General features: G+C 43.4%; 19 protein-coding genes. 7 read left to right on the forward strand and 12 right to left on the reverse strand.

What is annotated here, in order from left to right; translation table 11 throughout:
- Window positions 1-79: 79 nt before the first annotated feature.
- From PGW99_RS03105 to PGW99_RS03120, 4 genes are all read right to left on the reverse strand, one after another.
- Window positions 80-937: an SPFH domain-containing protein gene (locus tag PGW99_RS03105; protein ID WP_273778640.1), complete on the reverse strand. Its 858-nt coding sequence runs from the start codon at window positions 935-937 to the stop codon at window positions 80-82.
- 18 nt (window positions 938-955) lie between these two features.
- Entirely contained in the window at window positions 956-1426 is a 471-nt protein-coding gene (locus PGW99_RS03110; protein ID WP_273778641.1) for an NfeD family protein, read from the reverse strand.
- Window positions 1427-1526: 100 nt separating this feature from the next.
- Entirely contained in the window at window positions 1527-2441 is a 915-nt protein-coding gene (locus PGW99_RS03115) for a patatin-like phospholipase family protein (RefSeq protein WP_273778642.1), read from the reverse strand.
- A gap of 38 nt (window positions 2442-2479) precedes the next feature.
- Window positions 2480-2743: a hypothetical protein gene (locus PGW99_RS03120; protein WP_273778643.1), complete on the reverse strand. Its 264-nt coding sequence runs from the start codon at window positions 2741-2743 to the stop codon at window positions 2480-2482.
- A 44-nt stretch (window positions 2744-2787) separates the two neighbouring features.
- Here PGW99_RS03120 and PGW99_RS03125 point away from each other — a divergent pair, with 44 nt between their 5' ends.
- The 5 genes from PGW99_RS03125 (at window position 2788) to PGW99_RS03145 (ending at window position 9166) form a co-directional block, all read left to right on the forward strand.
- The gene (locus PGW99_RS03125) at window positions 2788-4062 is read left to right on the forward strand and encodes an MFS transporter (RefSeq protein ID WP_273778644.1); all 1275 of its coding nucleotides are present in this window, start codon (window positions 2788-2790) and stop codon (window positions 4060-4062) included.
- A gap of 107 nt (window positions 4063-4169) precedes the next feature.
- Window positions 4170-5327: a porin gene (locus PGW99_RS03130; RefSeq protein WP_273778645.1), complete on the forward strand. Its 1158-nt coding sequence runs from the start codon at window positions 4170-4172 to the stop codon at window positions 5325-5327.
- Window positions 5328-5439: 112 nt separating this feature from the next.
- Entirely contained in the window at window positions 5440-7110 is a 1671-nt protein-coding gene (locus PGW99_RS03135) for a phosphoethanolamine transferase (protein ID WP_273778646.1), read from the forward strand.
- A 3-nt stretch (window positions 7111-7113) separates the two neighbouring features.
- Window positions 7114-7800, forward strand: coding sequence for a response regulator transcription factor (locus tag PGW99_RS03140; protein WP_273778648.1), 687 nt, complete (start codon window positions 7114-7116; stop codon window positions 7798-7800).
- Window positions 7801-7804: 4 nt separating this feature from the next.
- The gene (locus PGW99_RS03145) at window positions 7805-9166 is read left to right on the forward strand and encodes a sensor histidine kinase (RefSeq protein WP_273778649.1); all 1362 of its coding nucleotides are present in this window, start codon (window positions 7805-7807) and stop codon (window positions 9164-9166) included.
- On the opposite strand, the gene PGW99_RS03150 is transcribed toward PGW99_RS03145, so the two are convergent.
- The 6 genes from PGW99_RS03150 to PGW99_RS03175 all read right to left on the reverse strand — a co-directional run bounded on the left by PGW99_RS03150 (window position 9110) and on the right by PGW99_RS03175 (window position 14175).
- A complete protein-coding gene (locus PGW99_RS03150) occupies window positions 9110-9793 on the reverse strand; it encodes a phosphatase PAP2 family protein (protein WP_273778650.1) in 684 nt (227 codons plus the stop codon). The two genes, PGW99_RS03145 and PGW99_RS03150, sit on opposite strands and share 57 nt — an antisense overlap.
- Window positions 9794-10154: 361 nt before the next feature.
- Entirely contained in the window at window positions 10155-11342 is a 1188-nt protein-coding gene (locus PGW99_RS03155) for an ammonium transporter (RefSeq protein ID WP_273778651.1), read from the reverse strand.
- A 397-nt stretch (window positions 11343-11739) separates the two neighbouring features.
- Window positions 11740-12096, reverse strand: a complete 357-nt coding sequence (locus PGW99_RS03160; protein ID WP_273778652.1) for a roadblock/LC7 domain-containing protein — start codon at window positions 12094-12096, stop codon at window positions 11740-11742.
- A 50-nt stretch (window positions 12097-12146) separates the two neighbouring features.
- The gene (locus tag PGW99_RS03165) at window positions 12147-13106 is read right to left on the reverse strand and encodes a hypothetical protein (RefSeq protein WP_273778653.1); all 960 of its coding nucleotides are present in this window, start codon (window positions 13104-13106) and stop codon (window positions 12147-12149) included.
- A gap of 99 nt (window positions 13107-13205) precedes the next feature.
- Window positions 13206-13616 carry a roadblock/LC7 domain-containing protein gene (locus PGW99_RS03170; RefSeq protein ID WP_273778654.1) on the reverse strand — a complete coding sequence of 137 codons (411 nt, stop codon included), beginning with the start codon at window positions 13614-13616 and terminating at the stop codon, window positions 13206-13208.
- A gap of 16 nt (window positions 13617-13632) precedes the next feature.
- Complete coding sequence (locus PGW99_RS03175; RefSeq protein WP_273778655.1) at window positions 13633-14175, reverse strand: GTP-binding protein; 543 nt, start codon at window positions 14173-14175, stop codon at window positions 13633-13635.
- A gap of 651 nt (window positions 14176-14826) precedes the next feature.
- Here PGW99_RS03175 and PGW99_RS03180 point away from each other — a divergent pair.
- Window positions 14827-15885 carry a molecular chaperone DnaJ gene (locus tag PGW99_RS03180; protein WP_273778657.1) on the forward strand — a complete coding sequence of 353 codons (1059 nt, stop codon included), beginning with the start codon at window positions 14827-14829 and terminating at the stop codon, window positions 15883-15885.
- A gap of 48 nt (window positions 15886-15933) precedes the next feature.
- Here the strand turns inward: PGW99_RS03180 and PGW99_RS03185 are convergent, their stop codons facing one another.
- Both PGW99_RS03185 and PGW99_RS03190 read right to left on the reverse strand, forming a co-directional pair.
- A complete protein-coding gene (locus PGW99_RS03185; RefSeq protein WP_273778658.1) occupies window positions 15934-18039 on the reverse strand; it encodes an ATP-dependent nuclease in 2106 nt (701 codons plus the stop codon).
- A gap of 92 nt (window positions 18040-18131) precedes the next feature.
- A complete protein-coding gene (locus tag PGW99_RS03190) occupies window positions 18132-21026 on the reverse strand; it encodes a valine--tRNA ligase (RefSeq protein ID WP_443098206.1) in 2895 nt (964 codons plus the stop codon).
- 410 nt (window positions 21027-21436) lie between these two features.
- Between PGW99_RS03190 and PGW99_RS03195 the strand changes: the two genes are divergently transcribed.
- Complete coding sequence (locus tag PGW99_RS03195) at window positions 21437-22240, forward strand: SDR family oxidoreductase (RefSeq protein WP_273779416.1); 804 nt, start codon at window positions 21437-21439, stop codon at window positions 22238-22240.
- Window positions 22241-22311: the final 71 nt, after the last annotated feature.

A 22311-nucleotide genomic window follows, 5' to 3' on the forward strand; every position in this document is an offset into this window, starting at 1 on the left:
GCTAACGTTGGATTTTCTGTCATCTTCTAAAAAATAAAAAAGACAGCGGTAAGCTGTCTTTTTTGATTAAGACGCAAGATTAAGGATTATGACGTCCCATCACACCGCGGATGGTATTTAATACATCGGCTGGCAAGACCACAGTTTTGGCATTGTTGGATTTCGCCATATCCTGCATGGCTTTGACATATTGTTCACCCAACAGATAGGCCACAGGAATTTCTTTATCACCGACGGCTGAGCTAATCATTTTAATGGCTTTTTCAGAGGCTTCAGCCAAGACCACTTGAGCTTCGGCATCGCGGCGTGAAGCTTCGAGACGGCCTTCTGCTTCGAGAATCGCTGCGTGTTTTTCACCATCCGCTTTGGTCACGGTCGCGCGACGCTGACGTTCTGCGGCGGCTTGAGCCTCCATGGCAGATTGCATAGTCTGTGAGGGTTGAATGTCCTGAATTTCCACAGTTTTCAGTGTGATGCCCCAATCCGAGATATCATCAGAAATGGCCAGTTTTAATTTGGCCTTGATATGATCCCGTGAAGACAAGGCATCATCCAGATCCATTTCGCCCACAATTGAACGTAGCGAGGTTTGTACCAGATTCTGAATGGCCAAGACATAGTTTTCAATGCCATAGACTGCTTTTTCTGGCGTAGTCAGGTTGATATAGGCCACGGCATTCATCAGGAGTACCGCGTTATCACGGGTGATGACTTCCTGTGATGGAATATCCAGCACGATATCTTTGGTCGTGACCTTATAAGCCACTTCATCAATATACGGAATGACAAAGTTCAGACCAGGCGAGAGCGAGGTATGGTATTTGCCCAAACGCTGTACAATCCATTTATAACCTTGAGGCACAATGCGTACCCCTTTAAAAATGGTTACCCCAACAAAAAGTAAAAATGCAAAAATAATAATGGTTCCAGCTGACATGTTCTGTCCTCTTAGTTTTCATTCATGTGATTGAGTTGTATGCGTTTGTACCACCAAGTCATTACCTAAAATGTCGACGACACGTACACGGTCTCCCACCTGTACGGGAGTCAGGCTGCGGCAGATCCATTCATCGGACCCCAGTACCGGCATTGGAAAGCGTACTTTAATTTGCTCATGTGCCAAGCCGGTTTCAATCACCATGCCGACCTGACCGATCGTGGCTTCACGCGGGAGGCCAGCCTTGGTTTTATCAATAGATAAGGGCTTGATAAATTTAAACCAAAGCAGGGTGGAGAGGATGGAAAGGATGATCCACATGATCAGCTGCGTGCTCAGGCTCATCATCGGAAACAGCCAGAACAGAACCGCGACCATCAATGCAGCGATCCCAAACCATAGTGCAGCAAATGCCGGTATGACCAGTTCGGAGAGCATCAACACGATACCTAACAAGACCCAGTGCCAGGGTTCAAGCATTAATTCCATAAAGCCACTCTTAATATCGTTATTTACATATAGATCAATGGATTATCTGCATCAATGTAACAGATGCAGATAACAAAACCTATGAAAATTGTCGCAGAGCTTAGAATTTTGCAGGATTGGGTGCACGTAAGGCCGCAGGCGACTTTTTGAATTGCTGGATTGCCGACTGGATTTCACGCACTTTTTGTTGTGCTGCCTGTTCGCCTTCAAGAATTGAGGCATTGCTTGCGGCCAAATCCATGACACCGAGATGTCCCACCTTGGGCTGAATCACCACGTTCGCCTGACGCAATTCCTGCTGAATACTTTGCTGTCCCATGATATTAATGGTCTGGTCAAGTAGACCCCACATGCTCATCGGACGGTCGGCACTCGGACGTGCCGAAATATCCACGGCAATCACAATATCCGCTCCCATGGCTTTGGCTGTCGCTACCGGAATCGGACTCACCAGTCCGCCGTCCACATATTTCAGCTTGCCAATCGTCGCTGGGACAAACACGTTTGGAATACTGCAAGAAGCACGAACCGCTTGCCCCGCATTGCCTTTAATAAACTCGGTCTTTTGACCATTGTCGAGACGGGTTGCAACGGCTGCAAAGCGAATCGGAAATTGCTCCATCGGTTTGTTTGCTACCTGTTGGTTCACGTAATTCTGCAGTTTTTGTCCCAGCACAAACCCTTGACGGTTCAAGGTCAGGTCACGGATATCCGATTCTTTAAATTGTAAGGCCAGTTGTTGCAATTGATACGGTGTTTTACCGCTGGCATATAAACTTCCAACAAAGCTGCCGGCACTGGTACCTGTCACAATTTTGGCTTTAATACCATGGGATTCCAGCACTTTAATCACGCCAATATGTGCAAAACCTTTGGCACCGCCACCTCCTAATGCTAGGGCAATGACCGGTTCACGCGCTTTAGCGCTGGGTTGTGCCGGTTTTTCTGGTGTTTGTTGGCAACCCAACAGGGTTAAACTGAATAGGCCTAAAATGGAAAAGGAGAGTAATTTCATGGAGAAAAAGGAGAATCACAGCGTATAAATTGTGTTCATCACAGCAGATTGTTGCTGAGTTTTCTAGCAATTTTTCCGACTTTTTTGTAAAAGTAGTCTGGCTGAAAATGCTGGACAGGATTGGGATAGCTGTAAGTCCTCTTCTCTTTTTCAATGCTTAAGACCATTGTTCCTATGATAGAGCGTACGACTTGCATGGATCGATGGATCAGCTGGGTGACTTTGACTATGTTGATTGCATAGATCTCGATTCGTTTAAACAGGGCTGAATCCGCTCGGCGGGCAGCTTGCTTAGCACTCATCTGAATAGAGAGCATGATTACCGTAAACTTCAACCGGAACCTTTATGCACATATCGCATTTGTACTGGCTGTTATTTTCCCTGTATTGGGCACAAGGTTTGCCAGTCGGTTTTATGACCCATGCTTTACCGGTGATTTTGCGTTCTGAAGGGGTTTCGCTGGCACAGATTGGTGGTCTGGGTTTGTTGATGTTGCCATGGTCGGTCAAAATTCTCTGGGCACCTTGGGTGGATCGTATCTCTGGTTCATTCGGCCGTTATCGTAGCTGGATTCTCCCGAGTCAATTATTGACCTTATTGTGCTTGTTAATGTTGGCTTTTTTTCCGTTGCAAGCCTTGCAACATCCTAGTTATTTGATCGGATTGTTTGTACTTTTACTGCTGATGAATCTGTTCGGTGCGACCCAAGATATCGCGACAGATGGTCTGGCGGTTCGTCTATTACATTCAGACCAGCAACGTTGGGGCAATGCACTGCAGGTGATCGGTTCGCGTTTGGGGTTCATTGTAGGTGGTGGTCTACTGCTCTGGAGCTTGGAACACTGGGGTTGGCAGATCAGTTTTTTCTGGCTCGCCGCCTTGGTTTTGATCAATACCTTACCCATTGCCTGTGTACGTACCTCACATTTACAACAGTTAGCTCCTCCTGTTTCTCACACGACTTCCTCCGGCTGGATCGAACTTAAGCAACATTTTTTTCGTTATTGGCAAGATCCCGTTTTGCGTGCCTGGTTCTGGGTATTACTGAGCTTTAAGGTAGCTGATGGCATGGCAGGACCCTTGCTCAAACCTCTAGCGGTTGATCTAGGGCTATCCTTATCTGCGATTGGTCTTTATATCACGCTGCTCGGGGCAGTGGCGGCCTTGGTCGGAGCTGCGATTGCTGCATACAGCTTAAGATGGTTGAGTCGAGTACAGGCATTCATACTGTTTTCACTGTTCAAGGTTTTGAGTTTGTTGGCTTATCTTTGGCTGGCATTGCAGTATGAGCAATCACATCAGGTTGCCCATGAACTGATTTATGCAATCAATGCATTTGAAGATTTATGTTCTGCCATGTTGTTGATGGTGATGTTTAGCCTGATCATGCAGTATTGCCGTACCGAATGGGCCGCGACAGATTTTACTTTTCAGGTGGCTCTGATGGCGACCATCAGTGGCTTGCTATACAGCTTGGGAGGGGGACTGGCGGAGCTGTGGGGTTATAGCCATACACTTATTCTGATCATTGTGTTAGCTACATTGCAACTTTATCCGGTCTGGAATTGGAGTCGATATTTAACTAGAAAGTCAAAAAATGTGCATGATTTAACATCATAGAATTAGACTTTTTGCTAAAAACCGAATAAACAAATCGAAATAAAATGGTTCTGTGCTATAAGGCGATCTTGTAATGTTTGTTGCAAATATATGACAGGATCAATCAAATGAAAACTAAAATTGCCCTTGCAATCACACTTGGCTTAGCGGCTAGTTCCGGTTTTGCAGCGCCAACGCTGTATGGTGAAATTGATGCAAGTGTTGACTATTTACCCGAAGATAATGCAACGACAAAAGATCGTGATGTTTGGGAAGTGAGTTCAAATAGTTCATTTATTGGTGTAAAGGGTGAAGAAAAGCTAAGCCCGCGTTTAAGTGCGGTATATGCTATTGAGTGGGGACTCAGTGCTGATGGCGACAGCACCGATTGGACGACACGTAACCGTTTTGTTGGTTTAAAAGATGCAAAATTGGGAACACTCAAAGCGGGTGCACATGATACGCCCCTCAAGCAACTTTCCAGTGCTGTTGATACCTTTAATAACTATGTCGCAAACAAGGCTGATGTGACCGGGATTATGACGGGTGAAAACCGTGTCTCCAATGCGGTGGTGTATGAGTCTCCTGCCATTGCACTTCCTGTCGGTGCACTTAAGCTAAATGCTTTGCTGGCCAGTGGTGAAAATAAAGGCATTGATAAAGGTAACGGATCTGCTAAAACGGCTGGCCGTGGCTTAGGAGATGCCTGGTCTGCTTCACTAGTGTATGAAAGCCCGGTTGTGGTAGCAGGTGTGGCCTATGATAAAGCCATTCCGAGCAACTTTTTGGGCCGTGGTATTTTGAATACCGAAAATGGTGAAATTTCTTCTAAAGGTTCCGTATTTGCTGCTGCCAATACTGTACGGGCGATTGGCCGTGTCAATTTAGATGGTGGCTTGGCGCTAAAAGTGTTGTATCAAACTTCAGAAGCAGAAGAAACAGCAAATGCGAGTTATGATTTAACGACTGAAAAAGGTCTTGGAGATTATACTAAATGGTTGAAGTCTGTAAAAAGTATAGATGATGCCCAAGGCTGGTTAGTAGGTGCGGAATATAACCTGGCAAATGCCAAAGCTTGGACTGTGAAAGCTCAGTACAGTCAGAACACTACCAGCTTCAAAGATGCAACAGCTGATTTTGAAGCCAAACAGGTGATTGCAGGTGTCGATTATGCCTTCAATAAACAGGTAAAAGCTTATGGCTATGCAGGTTACTTAACCCTGGAACAAGCCGATCAAGAAACCAAACAACCAGTTGTCGGCAGCGGTTTGGAAATCAAATTTTAATCCAGCAATTTTTGAGGTGACGAAAGGTGGTGTAACGACCGCCTTTTTACTTTAAGCCTGTTTTAAGTTTGCCGTTCTATAGTGTATTTCTCAATCTTTGTCTGCGATCGCGATGCTTCAAATGATAAAACGGCTTATTCCAACAACGAAAACAGTTTCGCTCAGTACCTTTAACCTGATTCTGGCCATATGGCTCGCCTTAGTGTTGAATATTGGATTTTTCCAACAAGTTCAGCAACTCACGCCTTATCAGGGGATTAAAGCGACTCTGTTTCTAGCTGCGACTGCCGTTGTTTTAGTGGCGTATCATAGTTTTCTGTTCCAGTTAATCAACTGGAGAAGAACCGCCAAATTCTTTGCTATTTTGCTGGTCTTTGTTGGTGGTTTTAGTGCCTATTTTGTCAATACACTCGGTGTCGTGATCTCGCCCGATCAAATCCAGAATACTTTGCAAACCGACCCGGGCGAAGTATCCGACCTGCTGTCGTTGCGTTTGCTGTTTTGGGCATTGGCCTTTGTGCTGTTGCCGATCGTCTTGATTACTCGTGTGCAGATTAAACCGGAAAAACTGAGCCAGACCTGGATCAAAAAAGGCCTGAACAGTGTGGCAGCCTTATTGGTCATGGGGGGATTATTGTTTGTCTATTATGTAGATTACGCTTCAATTTTTCGTGAGCATCGTGATCTGAAAGGGATGATCTCTCCACAGAATGTATTTGCATCAAGCTGGTCGTATTATCATAAAAAAGCACCGAAGCAGAATTTGCCCTTAGTCCGTTATGGTGAAGATGCGCATGTTGTTGCTGCAGTCAGCCAAGCGCAAAAGCCAAAATTAATGGTATTGGTCGTGGGTGAAACCGCACGCGCGGAAAGCTTTTCCCTAAATGGTTACAGTAAAAATACCAATCCTGAACTTTCAAAGCAGCAAGTCATCAATTTCTCTAAAGTCAGCTCATGCGGAACAGCAACAGCGGTTTCAGTTCCATGTATGTTCTCAGGGATGCCACGTGAAGACTATGATGAACAGTTGGCCAGCCATCGTGAAGGTCTGCTCGATATCGCCCAACGTGCCGGTTACCATGTGACTTGGATTGACAATAACTCTGGTTGCAAGGGGGCGTGTGATCGGGTTGAAAAATATGTGATTCCAGAGCAGTTAAAACAGAAATGGTGTGCGACAGGGGATTGTTATGATGAAATTCTGGTTGATGCTCTGAAAGATTATATAGGCAAGATCCCAGCCGATGACAAAACTCCACGTTTAATTGTTTTGCACCAAATGGGTAGCCATGGGCCAGCCTATTACAAACGTGCAACGGCAGCGTATCAACACTTTAAACCAACGTGTGAAACCAATGCGATTCAGGGCTGTAGTCCGCAAGCATTGATCAATACCTATGACAACAGTATTGTCTATACCGATCATGTATTGAGTCAGGTGATTGACACCTTAAAAACTACCAGTAATTATCAGACTGGATTCTGGTATTTATCGGATCATGGTGAATCGACAGGTGAAAGTGGCATGTATCTGCATGGTGCACCGTATTCGATTGCCCCAAGTCAACAGACGCATGTCCCGATGCTGATGTGGTTCTCGGATCGCTGGAAACAGCAATCTGCTGCACAGCTGCAATGTATTACCGGTCAAAAAGACCAGCCGTTGAGTCAGGATAATTTGTTCCCAAGTTTATTGAGTCTGTTGGATATTAAAACCAAGGTAATCCAGCCGAAGTTTGATCTGTTACAGCAGTGTAATGCGCCTAGCCAAGCGAGAACCTAAACCATGAATAAAATCTTGATTATTGAAGATGATTTTATGATTGCGGAATCCACCATTACGCTGCTGAAATTGCATCAGTTTGAGGTGGAGTGGGTGAATAATGGCCGTGAGGGTCTGCAGCTATTGAGCCAGAAGGCTTTTGATCTGGTTTTGCTCGATTTGGGCTTGCCGACCATGGATGGCATGCAGGTACTTCGACAGATCAGACAACAGGCACCGGCTTTGCCGGTGCTGATCATTTCCGCACGGGATCAGTTACAGAACCGTGTTGAGGGTTTGAATCAGGGGGCAGATGATTATCTGGTCAAACCCTATGAATTTGACGAATTATTGGCAAGAATTGTGGCGCTATTGCGCCGTAGTGGTGTGCGTAAGCAGCGACAAGAGCAGCAACTGTTACGCAGTGGTGATTTGATCTTGAATGTAGAGCAGCATATTGCAACTTTCAAGGGACAAGAGCTTGAACTGTCTAATCGGGAATGGGCGATTTTGCAGGCTTTTTTGAGTTATCCCAACAAGATTTTCTCCAAAGCCAATCTAGAAGACAAACTGTATGATTTCGATAGTGAAATCAACAGTAATACTATTGAAGTGTATATTCATCATCTTCGTGCAAAATTGGGCAAAGATTTTATTCGGACCATCCGTGGATTAGGGTATCGTTTAGGGCATAGCGATTTATCGGATTAACTCTATGCAGCAGCGCTCCTATTCCCTGAAAAAACGCCTGATCTGGTTCACAGGTATTTTTAGTGTGGTGCTCGGCTGTATCCTGATGGTGTCCTCTTATAAGGTCGCTTTACAGGAAATCAATGAAATTCTGGACAAGCAGATGCGTTTTCAGGCGGAACGTGTAGCCGCAGAGGAATTGCGTCATCAGCAAAGTGATTTTGATCCGAACCGAAAATATTCAGAAGAAGATCTTTTTGTTGATATCTGGTCCTATCGCGAGTTGGCCCATCAACAGCATCCGAACCAAGTCTTAATGCCTGTAAAAGTCCCTCAAGCGGGATTTTATGAACATGAGAGTTTTTCAGGTACCTGGCTGGCCTATGTGATTCCGCTACAAGATTATCAGGTACAGGTGAGCCAGCAGCAAAGTGTCCGGGAAATGTTGGCCTGGGAGCTGGCCGCCAGCCTGTTTATTCCCTATATGCTGATTATTCCATTGGCCTTATGGGGGCTGATTCACATCATCCAGCGCAGTTTAAAACCCTTGGATGACTTTAAAGCAGAACTGGCACAACGGAACTCAGATGATCTGACGCCTATTCAGGATCTGGAATATCCAGCGGAACTGTTACCCACCATTGAAGAAATGAACCATTTGCTGCAACGGATTTCGATTGCCCAGCAAGAGCAAAAACAGTTTATTGCTGACGCCGCCCACGAATTACGTACGCCGATTACCGCATTAAATTTGCAAACCCAGATTTTACAAAAACAGTTTCCCGATCAGCCGGAAATTAAAAATCTGAGCAAGGGTCTTGTGCGCATGCAGCATCTGGTCAGTCAGCTTTTGACGCTGGCCAAGCAGGATGCTTTTTTGGTCGAACTGGAACAGCCTCAAGATTTCGAACTGAATCAGGTGGCGTTGAGCTGTGTGGAAGAACTGATGCATTTGGCGATGCAAAAGGAACAGGATTTAGGTTTGTTGCGCAATGAAACTGTACGGATGCATAGCCAGCCCACTGCAGTACACTCGATTATTTTTAACCTGCTGGATAATGCAATTAAATATACACCGGCTGGTGGAGTAATTAATTTATCTATTTATCAGCAGGATGATGATGCCTATATTTTACTTGAAGACAGCGGTCCCGGAATTTCACCTGAATTGTATGAGCAGGTGATGAAACGCTTCTATCGCATTCATCACCATCTGGAGCAGGGCAGCGGTTTGGGAATGTCCATCGTACACAAGGCGATTCAGCGTTTGGGCGGCAGTATTCAGATGGACCGGAGTACAGAACTTGGTGGATTATGGGTGCTGGTACGCTTACCGACCCACTGGGTTCAGAAGAAAACGTCGGTAAAACAGCGCATAGGCAGCTAAATTCAAGGTCCAAATGATCCAGCCGGTCCATAAATTATGACTCAGGAAATGCGCACCGCGCATCATTTGCGCCCAGCCCATGGCAAATCCTAAAATCAGGGCTGCGATGAGATAAAAATAGGCACGTGCAGGTTGCAGCAGGCGAAACACAAAGTAACCGGTGATGAGGGCAAAACCGGTACTGGCATGCCCTCCAGGGAAACAGTGGCCATTTTCCAAATTAAAATTCCAGGCAAAACCCGTCAGAGTACTTTGGGTCATATTCCATGGGCAGGCATGTGCAGATTGTGATTTAAGTAAACCGATTAGGCTGGTGCCAAGAATGACCAGCCAGAAAAAGTAACCATAGTGCCAGCGACGTTGTGCCAACCGGTTCATTTTAAAGGAAGCTAGCCAAAGCAGAAAAATACTGACATAGGCTGCAATAATCACGTCCTTGACGATGGTATGGTTCAGTTCAGCCAGATACCAGTCATTACGCGCAAAGAAATGTCCCGTTTGATCCATCCAGGGCTGAATAAAGGCCAAGTCCAGTGTACCACCCACCGGTACATACAGCAGCAACAGCACCAAGCTGATGATTAACAATAGGCTATGCGTCAGGAAAAATCGGGTGGTTTGCGACATTGTTCAGCGACCAGAGGCAAAAACATGCGCTATTGCAACAGTTGCAACTTAAATTCAGCTTAAGATCGCAGCACGGGAGGTGATTTTGTGAGGCATTTCTCTTGGCGGTAATTGGAATATGCAAACGATTGGCTTGGTAGAATCACGAGGATGCATAGACTGAAGATTGCGCGATTTGCGCTGTACTACGTGGGAAATTTAAATAGATCATATTCAGCGGATACTCGAACCAAATGCAGGCCTTGCTCCTTACATCGTTTCATTCGGATATTCTTCTACAGGCGAGTAATATCTAACACGTACATAAATTTTATTGAAATAAAAAAAGCGGCTCTATTGAGCCGCCATATATTTACAGAATTTAAAACATATTTTCTTCTGAGTTGGCTGAGATCTTGTGAATGGCCAGATCCGCACCGCGATATTCATCTTCTTGTGACAGACGAATACCGATAGTCGCTTTCAGGATACCGTAAACGATGAATCCACCAGCCAATGCCACAATAATCGCCAGCAGTGTCCCGATGATTTGCGCCATCATGGAAACACCTCCTAGGCCACCGAGCCAGCTCTGGCCGAAAATACCGACGGCTATGCCACCAAAGGCACCACAAACACCATGTAATGGCCAAACCCCGAGGACGTCATCCACTTTGAGTTTATTCTGTGTCACAGTAAAGAGTTTAACGAAAATAGCCCCTGCAGCGGCACCGATGATCAGTGCACTCACCGGATGTACAATATCTGAACCCGCACAGATCGCCACTAGGCCGGCCAATGGACCATTGTGCAGGAAGCCTGGGTCTTCTTTACCGATCAGGTTGGCTGAAATAGTGCCGCCGACCATGGCCATCAACGAATTAATCGCAACGAGACCAGAAATGGCATCTAGACGTTGCGCACTCATCACGTTAAAACCAAACCAGCCTACAATCAAAATCCATGAACCCAAGGCCAAAAATGGAATGGAAGAGGGCGGATGAGCACTGACGCGGCCATCTTTTTTATAGCGACCATGACGTGCACCCAATAACAGGACAGCAGCCAAGGCCATCCAGCCTCCCATGGCATGAACCACGACGGAGCCGGCAAAATCATGGAAAGATGCACCAAATACATCTTTTAGCCAGTTTTGCAGACCTAAATTGCCATTCCACATGATGCCTTCAAAGAATGGATAGACCAAGGCAACCAAAAATAGTGTCGCGATGGCCTGTGAGCGCATTTTTGCCCGTTCGGCAATCCCGCCCGAAATAATGGCAGGAATTGCAGCAGCAAAAGTCAGCAGGAAGAAACAGCGCATCAGGTTATAACCATGATCTAGTGCGAGCGTTGTCCCGCTGTGAAAGAAATGCTGACCGTAGGCAATGTAATAACCGATAAAGAAATAAGCGATGGCAGAGATTGAGAAATCGGCCAAAATTTTACTCAAGGCATTGACCTGGTTTTTATGGCGTACTGTTCCCAATTCCAAAAAGGCAAAGCCAGCGTGCATGGCCAGAACCAGAATGGCACCTAAGAGTAGAAAGAGAAGATCAATATTCGGCATATGCAAAGTTCAGTTTTAGTGCTGCTGTCACGGAGGTGATCAGTATAACGATGAAATTTGCACCAATACATGCAATTGATGTGGGAAATATTGATTAAAGATTCTTAATAATCCTCAAGACTCGATATAAAGCAAATAGCTGCACCAATATGGAAAATATGGACTTTTTTGGTGCTGGTTTTTTACAGGGGAAGGATTGAATCGGCCAGTTTTGACTCAGTCATGGGCCAAAAGCAGATTTATTTGCTCATCCTTATATATTGATGATGTTGAATAACGGGCTATTGCCGTGCAAAAAATAAAGCCTTTCCCCAAGAAAAGGCTTTAAGACAGCGTGAGGGCTGTGCATCTGCAAGCTCAAAGCTTTACATTTGCACAGGCATGCCATCAGACTCAATTATGAAAAATCGAGTTCTTTTTCGAATGATTTCAATTCAAAACGTGCCATAGCGAGGTTTGACTTAGCACGATCAAGAACTAAATACAAAAATAGGTTTTCATTGGTTTCTAGTGGACGAAGCAAGTGATATTGCTTGCCTAAAGTGATCAGAACATCTTCGATCCCGTCATTTAATTCAAGTGCTTTCGCCACTTTACGTTTTGCACGAAGTACTTCTGTGTTACCTGCTGCAGCAAGTTCCAAATTGATTCCTGTCCCCTGAGTTGCCAAAGCAAGACCACTTTCACTGTCTACAAGCGCTGATGCAACAAAACCATCAATTGCTGTTAAGGTATCTAGTGCAATACGTGCCATTTTATTTTTCACCTGTGTTATGGGGGATGTCCCCGAAAAAATCCATCTTTTTACAGACCTAGTTTTTTACGCAGTTTCCCAAAGAAACCGCGCAGTTTAATCATCTGATTACTATCAGCTGATTTATCGCCTCTCATGAATTGTGCTTCATGAGGTTCAATCCATTTGCCCATTTTGAGCAGATGCGTAATGGCTACAAATTTAATGAGCCGTTCATGTGAAATATTCAAATGATCGGCAACGCTTTGTAGCTGGGCACCTTGCGCAAAACAGGCAGAAATCTTGAGCAGATCACGCCGCTCGTATCCGGTATCAAATTGTGGCCAAATTTCCAGCTGAAAATGCTGATTGAGCTGAATCTTGGGTAAGTCGAGTGCTGCCGAACGAAATGCCGCTTGCCATAACCAGTTACGCAGATCCTGGGCTTTTTTATTTTTACTGGTTTCCTGCACAAACTGGCTGGTGGCATAGGTCTGGTTCAGACTTTTATTAAAAGACAGCATCGGGTTGTCGCCATTCACCCAAACCCGTTCGGTCATGGTATCCACCAATGCGAGGAAGCCACTGGAGTCAAACAGCTGGATATAACCATTACGCGGCAGTAAACATTCACTGATGATGGTGCTGATATTGACTTTTTCTTCACTGACCGCTGGAGCTGGTTTAAAGGTATAGAGCGGTTCATAGTCAAAGAATTTTTCCTGTAACCACTGCTGTAAATCCGTCAACTGTTCTACCGGATAACTCAGGTTATCCGCTTCAATTTTCCCACCACCGCTGGAAGTTTTGAGCAGGCGCAGATAGGGCATACCATGATGTGACAGAATTTTTTGAATGCTGGAGGACTGAAAAAAAGCATCATTGACCATGAGCAGATCAATTTTTTGTTCGGCAATATTGACCCATTGCACTTGAATCCCATTCGGTACGGCCAGCAGAATTTGGCCCTTGAGTTGATCGAGCATATTCAGGCTGAGACCGAAAACCGCAATATTTAAAATTTTTTTCATGGTTCACTCGCATTCAGTCGGATAAAGCAAGACACTTTTGTACTCCGTATTGTGTGAAGAACAGGTAAATAATGGTCTGTGCTAATCGCTGAGTGCTCTTTAAGTACTCGTTGTTAAGGTTTCTACGACCTTTTTTAATGTGTATTGCAGTTGTCCAATCAGGACATCACGCGAAGCTAAAGCCACAATCACCATTGGATATTGCGGGTGATCTACACCCGTGAGCATCACTTTGCCGTTATCGGCATCCAGGGTAATGGTTCTACAGCCAGTCAATTGAATTTCGGAAATAAAGGCAGACACCATTGCCAAGATCGAACTGCTGACCGCTGCAATCTTGCTTGGATTTTGCAGATTCTTCTTGCTGGCCAAAGCCAGTTCAAAACCGTCAGATGAACAGAGCATGACAAAATCAATGCCAGAAACGCTATTCAGTAATTCCTGAATTTCTGCCCGACCGATATCAATGAGACCTTGCGGAATTTGACGTGAGTTTAGCGCTGCATTCATGGTGAATAAAATCCTTTTAGCTGATTGATGGTTTAACTATTTCAGCCGTTGCAATTAAAGCTTCGGTCATCAATAACACATCATCTTTTTGTCTTGCATCCACTGCAAAGAGCGGGTAATGTCGGTGGTTCACCTGCATCCAGTCCCGATAGATCTTCAGCATTTGATCATCCTGTTGGTCTAGATGGGTAATGCCAACCACAATATTGTTGCCATGAGCTTCGAATGCATTTAAATAGAACTCTAAGTCTTGCAAACGTTCATTACGGCTATGATCAATCAGGATGACTGTGCCGATAGCACCCTTACAGACAATCGACCACATAAAGTCAAAGCGATCTTGTCCTGGAGTACCATACAGTCCAATTTTTAGCCCCTCATCCAGAACGATTTCCCCATAATCGATTCCGACAGTGGTCAAATATTTGCTGTGCGCGTCTGTATCGGTATTGACTGCTTCGGTTCCAATGACTGGAATATCAGACAATGCCTGAATTGCCGCAGACTTACCTGCACCCATCGTACCGCCAAAAACAATCTTGTATTGCTGCAAGATCATAGTTATTCCTTAACCGATAAAGTGATCAATCACATCAAGCGCAAAGATTCTATTTTATTAACATTAATTAACAAATATCATATTGATTCAAAATTAGTACTTAATTTTTAAAAGCTTTTTAACATGTAATTATATTTATAAAATATATAATGTTTTATTTTTAACCATATTATTTGTGATTTTTACACTTTATTGTGAATTGATTGGCTAATAATTTCTTTGATGTGATTGTGTTTGCATATGGGGTTGATGTTTCTTGTATAAATAGGGGTAAGTAGGAGGTGTGGCAAGAGTGGCAAAAAGTGAGATCATATATGGAATGATTCTCATTTATTTGGAGTGTGTTATGTGGATAAAATCTATTCTAGATTGTTCATTATTTAAAATCGACTTGCTAATATTTTTCTGAGATGGTCTGTTCTTTATCCCAAATTTACTTCTGAGAAGGCCGATAAAAACACAGCCTTGATGACTCACTTGTGGTTCACATCAGTAGAACCTGTACTTTGTCTGAAGTGAGAGAAACTCAGAAACTGAATAAGAGATCTGACGACTAAGAAATGGCGTACATATCGTCTATTTAGACCATGCAAAAGCAAGCGATACGAATTTCAAATCCGCTATAATTTTTCTTTTGCTTTGATCTTTGCGATGTCTCTCGATTTAAAAACAACTCAACAGCCAGACGCAGTGCTTTCACCGCAGCAAAAAAAGCTCAATCGTCTGATTGAAAAAATTGAACAGCAAAAGGTTGAACTGGCCGCATGGCAACAAGCGAAAACCGAGATTCAGCAGTATGCACGGCAAACTCTCGTGCCCGTCTATCACGAATTGCAGGTGATTTTATTTCAGCAGCTTGAACAGTTATGGCACAGCTTGCAGAGCAATGCATTCTCCAAAGCCGATATGGCACAGCTTGACGATAAAATTCAATCTCTCGCAGCCCTTTTAAAAGACTCACAAGCGCTGTCCGAGCAGCAGTTAACTACAGTCGACGAGCTTTATGCTTTTTATCAGCAGTATGCTGAATATGAACAAGCGAAAAAAGCCAGGAAGAAAGCATCTCCTGACACAGGGCCTATTTTTGAACGTACTGAATTAGAGCCAGATGATGGCTTTGGCGAATTTGATGAACTGGATGATTGGGATCATGCACAACACCAGCGTGAACGTGAACACGCCAAACTGCAACGCCAGCAAGAGAAACGTGAGCAAGCACAAAAAATGGCAGAGCAGTCATTGAAAACCGTGTATTTAAAAATCGCTGCCGTGATTCACCCTGACCGTGAGCAAGACGAAAGCAAGAAACTTGAAAAAACCGAAATGCTGCAACATGCCAATGCCGCCTATGAACAGCAGGATTTATTTTATTTGCTGAAACTGCAAATACAGATTGAGCAGAATAGAGGAGCAACGCAAAAAGGTTTAACTGCCGAGCAAATCAAGTTTTATAAGCTCGCACTCGATGCGCAAAGTCAGCAGTTAGACAGCCAAATCGATGAGATTATTGCTTCACTGAATTGGACGAAAAAAGCCAAAATCGCTGCTCAAAAATCAAAAGCAGTAAAGATTCAGATTCCAGATTTGTATAAGCAAATTGATGTGGATACTGCGGATTTAAAACAGCAGGTGAAGGTTGAAAAGGAACAGCTGAAATATATGAGTCGGGTGAAAGAGTTGGAGATGTTGTTGGGGCATCAAGCTCTTTAATTTATAGCTATCTAACCCATCATAAGATGGGTTAGATTCTCTAAAATTCTATGAGAAAATTTTATTCATCATTCTCGAAATTTCACAATCTTCTTTGTCTTGATAATGGATTTTTGGTAAGTAATTAATATCTGAAGATTTAATAATTTCTAAAGCATTTAACGCTTTTGATGGTTTATCTGCACCTGTATAGCCAGAAGGATAGTAATTTTCTATAGCTCCATTATTTAAAATGAAATAGCCGAGTTCATATAATCTATTAATTAGGGCGACTTTTTCAGGTAGATTTTGTGTAATTTCCAACTCTAAAGCTATTCTTCTTACATGATTTATCTCAAATTCAAAAAGTGATCTAATTTCCTTAAATTCATCACTGGTTAATGATTTTTCATTTTCGAATTTTAAGGTTAACTCTTTAAGTCTATAGTATTTTTCAACCCAACTACGATTTTCTCTTTGGGTCTTAATATCATCGCTTTTTAGCTTTGGAATAATATTTTGATCCGCACATATTTGATCAATTTTATTTATAAATACTTCTCTGAGCTGCATTATTTCATCTTTAGCATCACCTAGTTCAAGATGAGTAAACCCATCCAGTAACACATCACGATCTAACAAGGAAAAAACTTCAATATCAAAATGTTGGTAGAATTTGATGAAGCGTTTAATATTATTTTTTCCATTAATTCTAACTATAGGAATATTTAATTTATCGAAGCAGTATGTACTGCTAATTAAAGGTGAAATTCCTTTTAAAAAAATTAAATCTGAATCGCCTTCAACTAATAAAACTTTTTTTGAGAAGAAAGCCGGTGTGCTGTTTTCATAACATATAATTTGGAAAGCATCTTTATAAGAACTATCTTTTACAAAATTGATTTCTTTAGCTTTTGAACTTGGTGGAATTGTGGAAAGATCTTTATAAATTTTAATAAAGCAAGTTTCCTTAGCTGTAGCAGAAAAGAAGTTCGGTGAGTGTGTTGTAACGAATACTTGATCCTTACCAGATAGTTTTTCAAGTACATTATAAAGAACTCTTTGCCCATTTGGGTGTAGATATAGCTCTGGCTCTTCAAATAAGAATATATAGTCAGGATTTATATTTGAGCTATTTAATCTTTCAACATAAGTTCTAAGTATCGAAAATACTAAACTTCTTTTGACTCCATCGCCTTTGTAATCAATAGTAGACTTGATACCGTCATCTATCAAAATTTGTGTGCTATTAAAGATTTGTTTAAGTTCAGGATTTGGGATTTGTAATTCAAGCTTAATATTAGAGAAACTTTCTTGTAGAACTTTCTCAATATCTAATTCAAGTTGTTTCACACTTTCTAATCGATTATCAACAATAGTTTCACTGTCATTATTAGTTACTAGTTGTCTATTCAGCATTTTATTTAAGTTTTCAAATGCTGTCTGAATCTCGTTAAATTCTTCAGAGGCTTCAATTTGGCTAAAAAGAATTTTAACAAGTTTACCAAAACTAGTAGTTTCCTTAGTTTTAGTTTCATCCGAAAAGTCTTTGACTGCTGGAATGTATATGGGTTCAGGAAAAATAGGGCTTATGACATTAATTCCTGTTGGTAAATTACCCCAAACGTAGTGTAAATCGTCTTCATTTAAAGTAGTTGCTATCTGCTCGATTATTTCTTTCGCCGTTGCTTGTGTTCTAATATCGGAAATTTGTTCATCATCTAAAAAATAGGTGTGTTTCATAAACTCTTTGAGAGCTGAACCTGTTTTCCCTTTTAAGTTTTCGTTATACCAATTTTCGTTGTAAATTTCATTTATCGGGACTTTTTTATAACAAAGTAATTCCGATGAGAGATTAGAATCATATTTTCTTTGAAACTTAAGCTCATTATCTTGTATTAAATTACTAATTCTAGATCTATGTTCATCATCAGCTATCTTCAATAAATCATTTTCTGTTATTGAGTTAAACGTTACTTCTATAAGTATAGGCTGATAAGGATCGTGATAATCATTGATATTTACTTTTGAACCATTTAAAAAAAGTTTGAGAGCTAATAATACTGAGGATTTACCTGCATTATTTTCACCAATGACACAATTCATCTGTGAAGGTGTTAAATCAATATTTTTAAGACCCCGAAAGTTTTCGATATGTATCTTTGAAATTTTCATTAGTAATTATCTGCTTGATTTTTTAATAATTATATTTACAAATATAAAAAAAGCCACCCTAAGGTGGCTTTTTGAATTATCAAACTACAGCATTAAAGCGCTGCAATTTGCTCCATATTCGCTTTAATCTTCGCTAACTGATCAGCGAATTCAGCAAGTTTCACTTTTTCACCTTCCACCACTGCCGCAGGTGCTTTCGCGACAAAACCTTCGTTAGAAAGTTTGTTGGCAATCTGGTCATGCTGCTTTTGCACTTTGTCCAAGTCTTTTTGCAGACGACCCAATTCCGCTTTAGGGTCAATCAAGCCCTTCATAGGAACGAATACAGACACGTGACCCACGACAGAAGATGAAGACAATGGTGGTTGTTCAGCATCGGTCAGGAAGGTAATGCTTTCCACCTTGGCCAAGGCTTTAACCAATGCTTCGATACGAGCGATTTGCGCTTTTTCAGCTTCAGTCGTGTTCTGTAAAAGAACAGGCAACAGGCGAGCATTACCCAAGCCCATTTCACCACGAATGTTACGCACCGCACCAATCAAACCTTGCAGCCATTGCATGTCCGCTTCAGCTTGGTCATTCATTAATGCTTCGTCAGCCACAGGATACTGCGCCAGCATAATCGTTTCGCCACCCAAGCCGATCATTGGTGCAAGGGTTTGCCAGATTTCTTCGGTCAGGTACGGCATGATTGGATGCGCAAGACGTAAAGAGGCTTCCATGACCGCAAGCAACACACGGCGAACTTCCGCTTTACGTTCTTCAGAAACATTTTCATCATTCAGAACAGGCTTAGTTAACTCTACATACCAGTCACAGTATTCATTCCAGATGAATTCGTAAATGGCTTGCGCAGCCAGGTCTAAACGGTAAGTGGCAAATGCAGTTTGTACTGCAGCAGTCGCTTTTTGCAGACGACTGACGATCCATTGTTCAGGCAATTCCCAAAGATCAGGACGTGCAGTTTGACCTACGGTTTGACCTTCCACGTTCATCAACACGAAACGTGTACCGTTCCAGATTTTGTTGGCAAAGTTACGGTAACCTTCCACACGTTTCATATCGAACTTGATGTCACGACCGGTATTCGCCAGCGCACAGAAAGTGAAACGCACCGCATCGGTACCGTACGCCTGAATGCCTTCCGGGAATTCCTTGCGCGTTGATTTTTCAATCTTCGCCGCCTGTTTCGGGTTCATTAAACCTGTAGTACGTTTTTGCACCAGTGTTTCAAGGTCTACACCGTCAATCAAATCTAAAGGATCCAGTACGTTGCCCTTCGATTTCGACATTTTCTGGCCTTCGCCATCACGCACCAAGCCGTGAACGTACACAGTCTTGAACGGAACTTGCGGTGTGCCGTCTTCATTCTTCATGAAGTGCATGGTCATCATGATCATGCGCGCCACCCAGAAGAAGATGATGTCAAAACCGGTCACCAACACATCGGTCGGGTGGAAGGTATTGAGGAAATAGTTTTCTTTATCTTTTGCTGCGTCGCCAGTCCAGCCCAACGTTGAGAAAGTCCACAGACCAGATGAGAACCATGTATCTAATACGTCTTCGTCTTGTTTCAATTCAACATCGGCAGGGATGTTGTTTTTCGCACGCACTTCGGCTTCATCACGGCCAACGAATACATTGCCTTCGGCATCGTACCAGGCCGGAATGCGGTGACCCCACCACAATTGACGCGAGATACACCAGTCCTGAATGTTGTTCATCCACGCCATGTACATGTTGCTGTACTGTTCCGGCACGAATTTAATCTCGCCATCTTTTACGGCTTGAATCGCAGGCTCAGCAAGCGGTGCAATTTTCACATACCATTGGTCGGTCAATAATGGCTCAACAATGACGCCTGAACGGTCACCGCGAGGTGGTTTCAAGGTATATGGTTGAATCTGGTCTAACCAGCCTTCAGCTTCCGCCTGTTCAACCAGTTTTTTACGGGCTTCAAAACGCTCTAAACCAACGTAGTCTGCAGGTGCAGGGATGGTTTTAGAAATCTGTTCGCCCGCTTTGGCGATGTATTCAAATTCGGCCAACACTTCTGCGTTTTTGTTGAAGATGTTGATGATTGGTAATTCGCAGCGTTTACCTACCTCATAGTCATTGAAGTCGTGTGCAGGGGTGATTTTTACACAGCCGGTTCCGAATGCTTTGTCGACATATTCATCTTTCACGATTGGAACTGCACGGCCGGTAATTGGCAGGATGATGTTTTTGCCCACTAGATCTGCATAGCGTTCATCATCCAAGGCAACCGCAACCGCAGTATCACCGAGCAATGTTTCAGGACGTGTCGTGGCAACCACGATGTAATCTTTACCATCGTGAGTGCGCAGGGATTTATCTTCAAAGAAATATTTGAAGTGCCAGAGTGAACCTTGTTCTTCTTTATCAGACTCAACTTCCAGATCAGAAAGCGCGGTTTGCAGTTTCGGGTCCCAGTTCACCAGACGCTTGCCACGGTAAATCAGGCCTTCTTCATGCAGTTTGACGAAGACTTCTTTCACCGCATTGGATAGCCCTTCATCCATGGTGAAGCGTTCACGTGACCAGTCTACAGACGAACCTAAACGGCGGATTTGACGGGTAATATTGCCACCGGACTGTTCTTTCCATTCCCAGACTTTTTCGATGAATTTTTCACGGCCTAGGTCATGACGGCTGATGTTTTGTGCACCCAGCTGACGTTCAACCACCATCTGGGTGGCGATCCCTGCATGATCTGTGCCCGGCTGCCACAAAGTGTTTTTGCCTGACATACGGTTATAGCGTGTCAAGGCATCCATGATGGCATTGTTAAAACCATGACCCATGTGCAAGCTGCCGGTGACGTTTGGTGGCGGAATCATGATACAGAAGGATTCGCCTTTCTGAGATGGCTTAAAATAGCCGTTCTCTTCCCAAGTCTTGTACCATTTTTTCTCGATCTCGGTAGGATCGTAAGTCGTAGCAATATTTTGCGCAGAATCAGTCATAGTCAGAACAGATCAAAAGTGAATAAAAAATTGCAGCTATTGTAGCAAAAATTCATTCGAATTTAAGGAGAGAAACCGAGCAAAACACGTTTTGCTCGGCACAGCACTTGTCTATATCAGCAACTTTCGATTTTCAATGGTCAATCTGGGGAGAGAAAGCACTCATTTTTGCTAGAAATGTTGTTGAAGCGATTTTTAGTGTCCAAGTGTGAGCCATCCATTAATATGCTGCGCAAGATATCTATCTGAATGCTTAATGATGATGAGTAAGGACGAAATCTACTTGGTGCATTAACAGTCATGAGGATTTGGAGTATAAACGTGGAGCAATATGGGCTGATGTGAGGGTCTACCGGGATCTGAATCCTATGACGATGACTTCAGCCTTGATCTATTTCAATGGGGGAGATATGGCGCAGCAAGACTTAAGCAATCAGGTGGTATGGATTACCGGTGCTTCTTCGGGCTTGGGCAAGGCATTGGCACAAGCCTATGCGGCACGCGGTGTGCAGCTGGTTTTGACGGCGCGCCGTTATGAAGAATTGGAAAAAGTACGTGCCAGTCTGCATCAGCCCGAGCAGCATCTGTCGATTGTTGCGGATATTTGTGATGAGCAGCAGGTGGTACAAGCTTATCAGCAAGTACTGGCGGAAAAGGGTCGAATTGACTGGCTGATTAACAATGCCGGACTGAGCCAGCGCGCCCTGATTCGCGATACCAGCATGCAGACCGAACGCGCCATTATGGAAGTGGATTATTTTTCCCAGGTTTTTCTGACCAAGACGGTATTGCCGACCTTGCTCAAACAGCAGTCTGGACGTGTGGTATTCGTTTCCAGTGTCGCCGGTTTGCTGGGCACACAATATCGCGCGACGTATTCTGCGGCGAAAGGTGCGATCCACATGTGGGCCAACAGCTTGCGTGCAGAAGTGAGTGAGCAGGGGATTGGGGTGTCGGTGATTTTTCCAGGTTTTGTCAAAACCAATGTGTCTTTTAATGCGCTCAATGGTGAAGGCCAACCACAAGGCCATCAGGACAGTGCCATTGAAAACGGACTTGAACCGGAGGCATTTGCCGAGCAGACCTTGAAGGCCTTATTGCGTGGTGAAGAATATATTGTGATTGGCGGTGTGAAAGAAAAACTCGGGGTCTTCATTTCCCGTCTGTCACCGAAGCTACTGTATAAAATGATCCGTAAAAGTAGCGTGAAATAAGGAAAAAGCCTCTGTTCCTAGCATAAAAAAGCCAGCTGATCTTGCAGCTGGCTTTTTGTTTTCGTATGCAA

Origin of the sequence: Acinetobacter sp. GSS19 (genome assembly GCF_028621895.1) — a bacterium.
GTDB lineage: Bacteria > Pseudomonadota > Gammaproteobacteria > Pseudomonadales > Moraxellaceae > Acinetobacter.

Coding starts and splice junctions, on each gene's coding strand:
- PGW99_RS03105 (WP_273778640.1), bottom strand. CDS start 937: ATGTCAGCTGGAACCATTATTATTTTTGCATTTTTACTTTTTGTTGGG.
- PGW99_RS03110 (WP_273778641.1), bottom strand. CDS start 1,426: ATGGAATTAATGCTTGAACCCTGGCACTGGGTCTTGTTAGGTATCGTG.
- PGW99_RS03115 (WP_273778642.1), bottom strand. CDS start 2,441: ATGAAATTACTCTCCTTTTCCATTTTAGGCCTATTCAGTTTAACCCTG.
- PGW99_RS03120 (WP_273778643.1), bottom strand. CDS start 2,743: ATGAGTGCTAAGCAAGCTGCCCGCCGAGCGGATTCAGCCCTGTTTAAA.
- PGW99_RS03125 (WP_273778644.1), top strand. CDS start 2,788: ATGCACATATCGCATTTGTACTGGCTGTTATTTTCCCTGTATTGGGCA.
- PGW99_RS03130 (WP_273778645.1), top strand. CDS start 4,170: ATGAAAACTAAAATTGCCCTTGCAATCACACTTGGCTTAGCGGCTAGT.
- PGW99_RS03135 (WP_273778646.1), top strand. CDS start 5,440: ATGCTTCAAATGATAAAACGGCTTATTCCAACAACGAAAACAGTTTCG.
- PGW99_RS03140 (WP_273778648.1), top strand. CDS start 7,114: ATGAATAAAATCTTGATTATTGAAGATGATTTTATGATTGCGGAATCC.
- PGW99_RS03145 (WP_273778649.1), top strand. CDS start 7,805: ATGCAGCAGCGCTCCTATTCCCTGAAAAAACGCCTGATCTGGTTCACA.
- PGW99_RS03150 (WP_273778650.1), bottom strand. CDS start 9,793: ATGTCGCAAACCACCCGATTTTTCCTGACGCATAGCCTATTGTTAATC.
- PGW99_RS03155 (WP_273778651.1), bottom strand. CDS start 11,342: ATGCCGAATATTGATCTTCTCTTTCTACTCTTAGGTGCCATTCTGGTT.
- PGW99_RS03160 (WP_273778652.1), bottom strand. CDS start 12,096: ATGGCACGTATTGCACTAGATACCTTAACAGCAATTGATGGTTTTGTT.
- PGW99_RS03165 (WP_273778653.1), bottom strand. CDS start 13,106: ATGAAAAAAATTTTAAATATTGCGGTTTTCGGTCTCAGCCTGAATATG.
- PGW99_RS03170 (WP_273778654.1), bottom strand. CDS start 13,616: ATGAATGCAGCGCTAAACTCACGTCAAATTCCGCAAGGTCTCATTGAT.
- PGW99_RS03175 (WP_273778655.1), bottom strand. CDS start 14,175: ATGATCTTGCAGCAATACAAGATTGTTTTTGGCGGTACGATGGGTGCA.
- PGW99_RS03180 (WP_273778657.1), top strand. CDS start 14,827: ATGTCTCTCGATTTAAAAACAACTCAACAGCCAGACGCAGTGCTTTCA.
- PGW99_RS03185 (WP_273778658.1), bottom strand. CDS start 18,039: ATGAAAATTTCAAAGATACATATCGAAAACTTTCGGGGTCTTAAAAAT.
- PGW99_RS03190 (WP_443098206.1), bottom strand. CDS start 21,026: ATGACTGATTCTGCGCAAAATATTGCTACGACTTACGATCCTACCGAG.
- PGW99_RS03195 (WP_273779416.1), top strand. CDS start 21,437: ATGGCGCAGCAAGACTTAAGCAATCAGGTGGTATGGATTACCGGTGCT.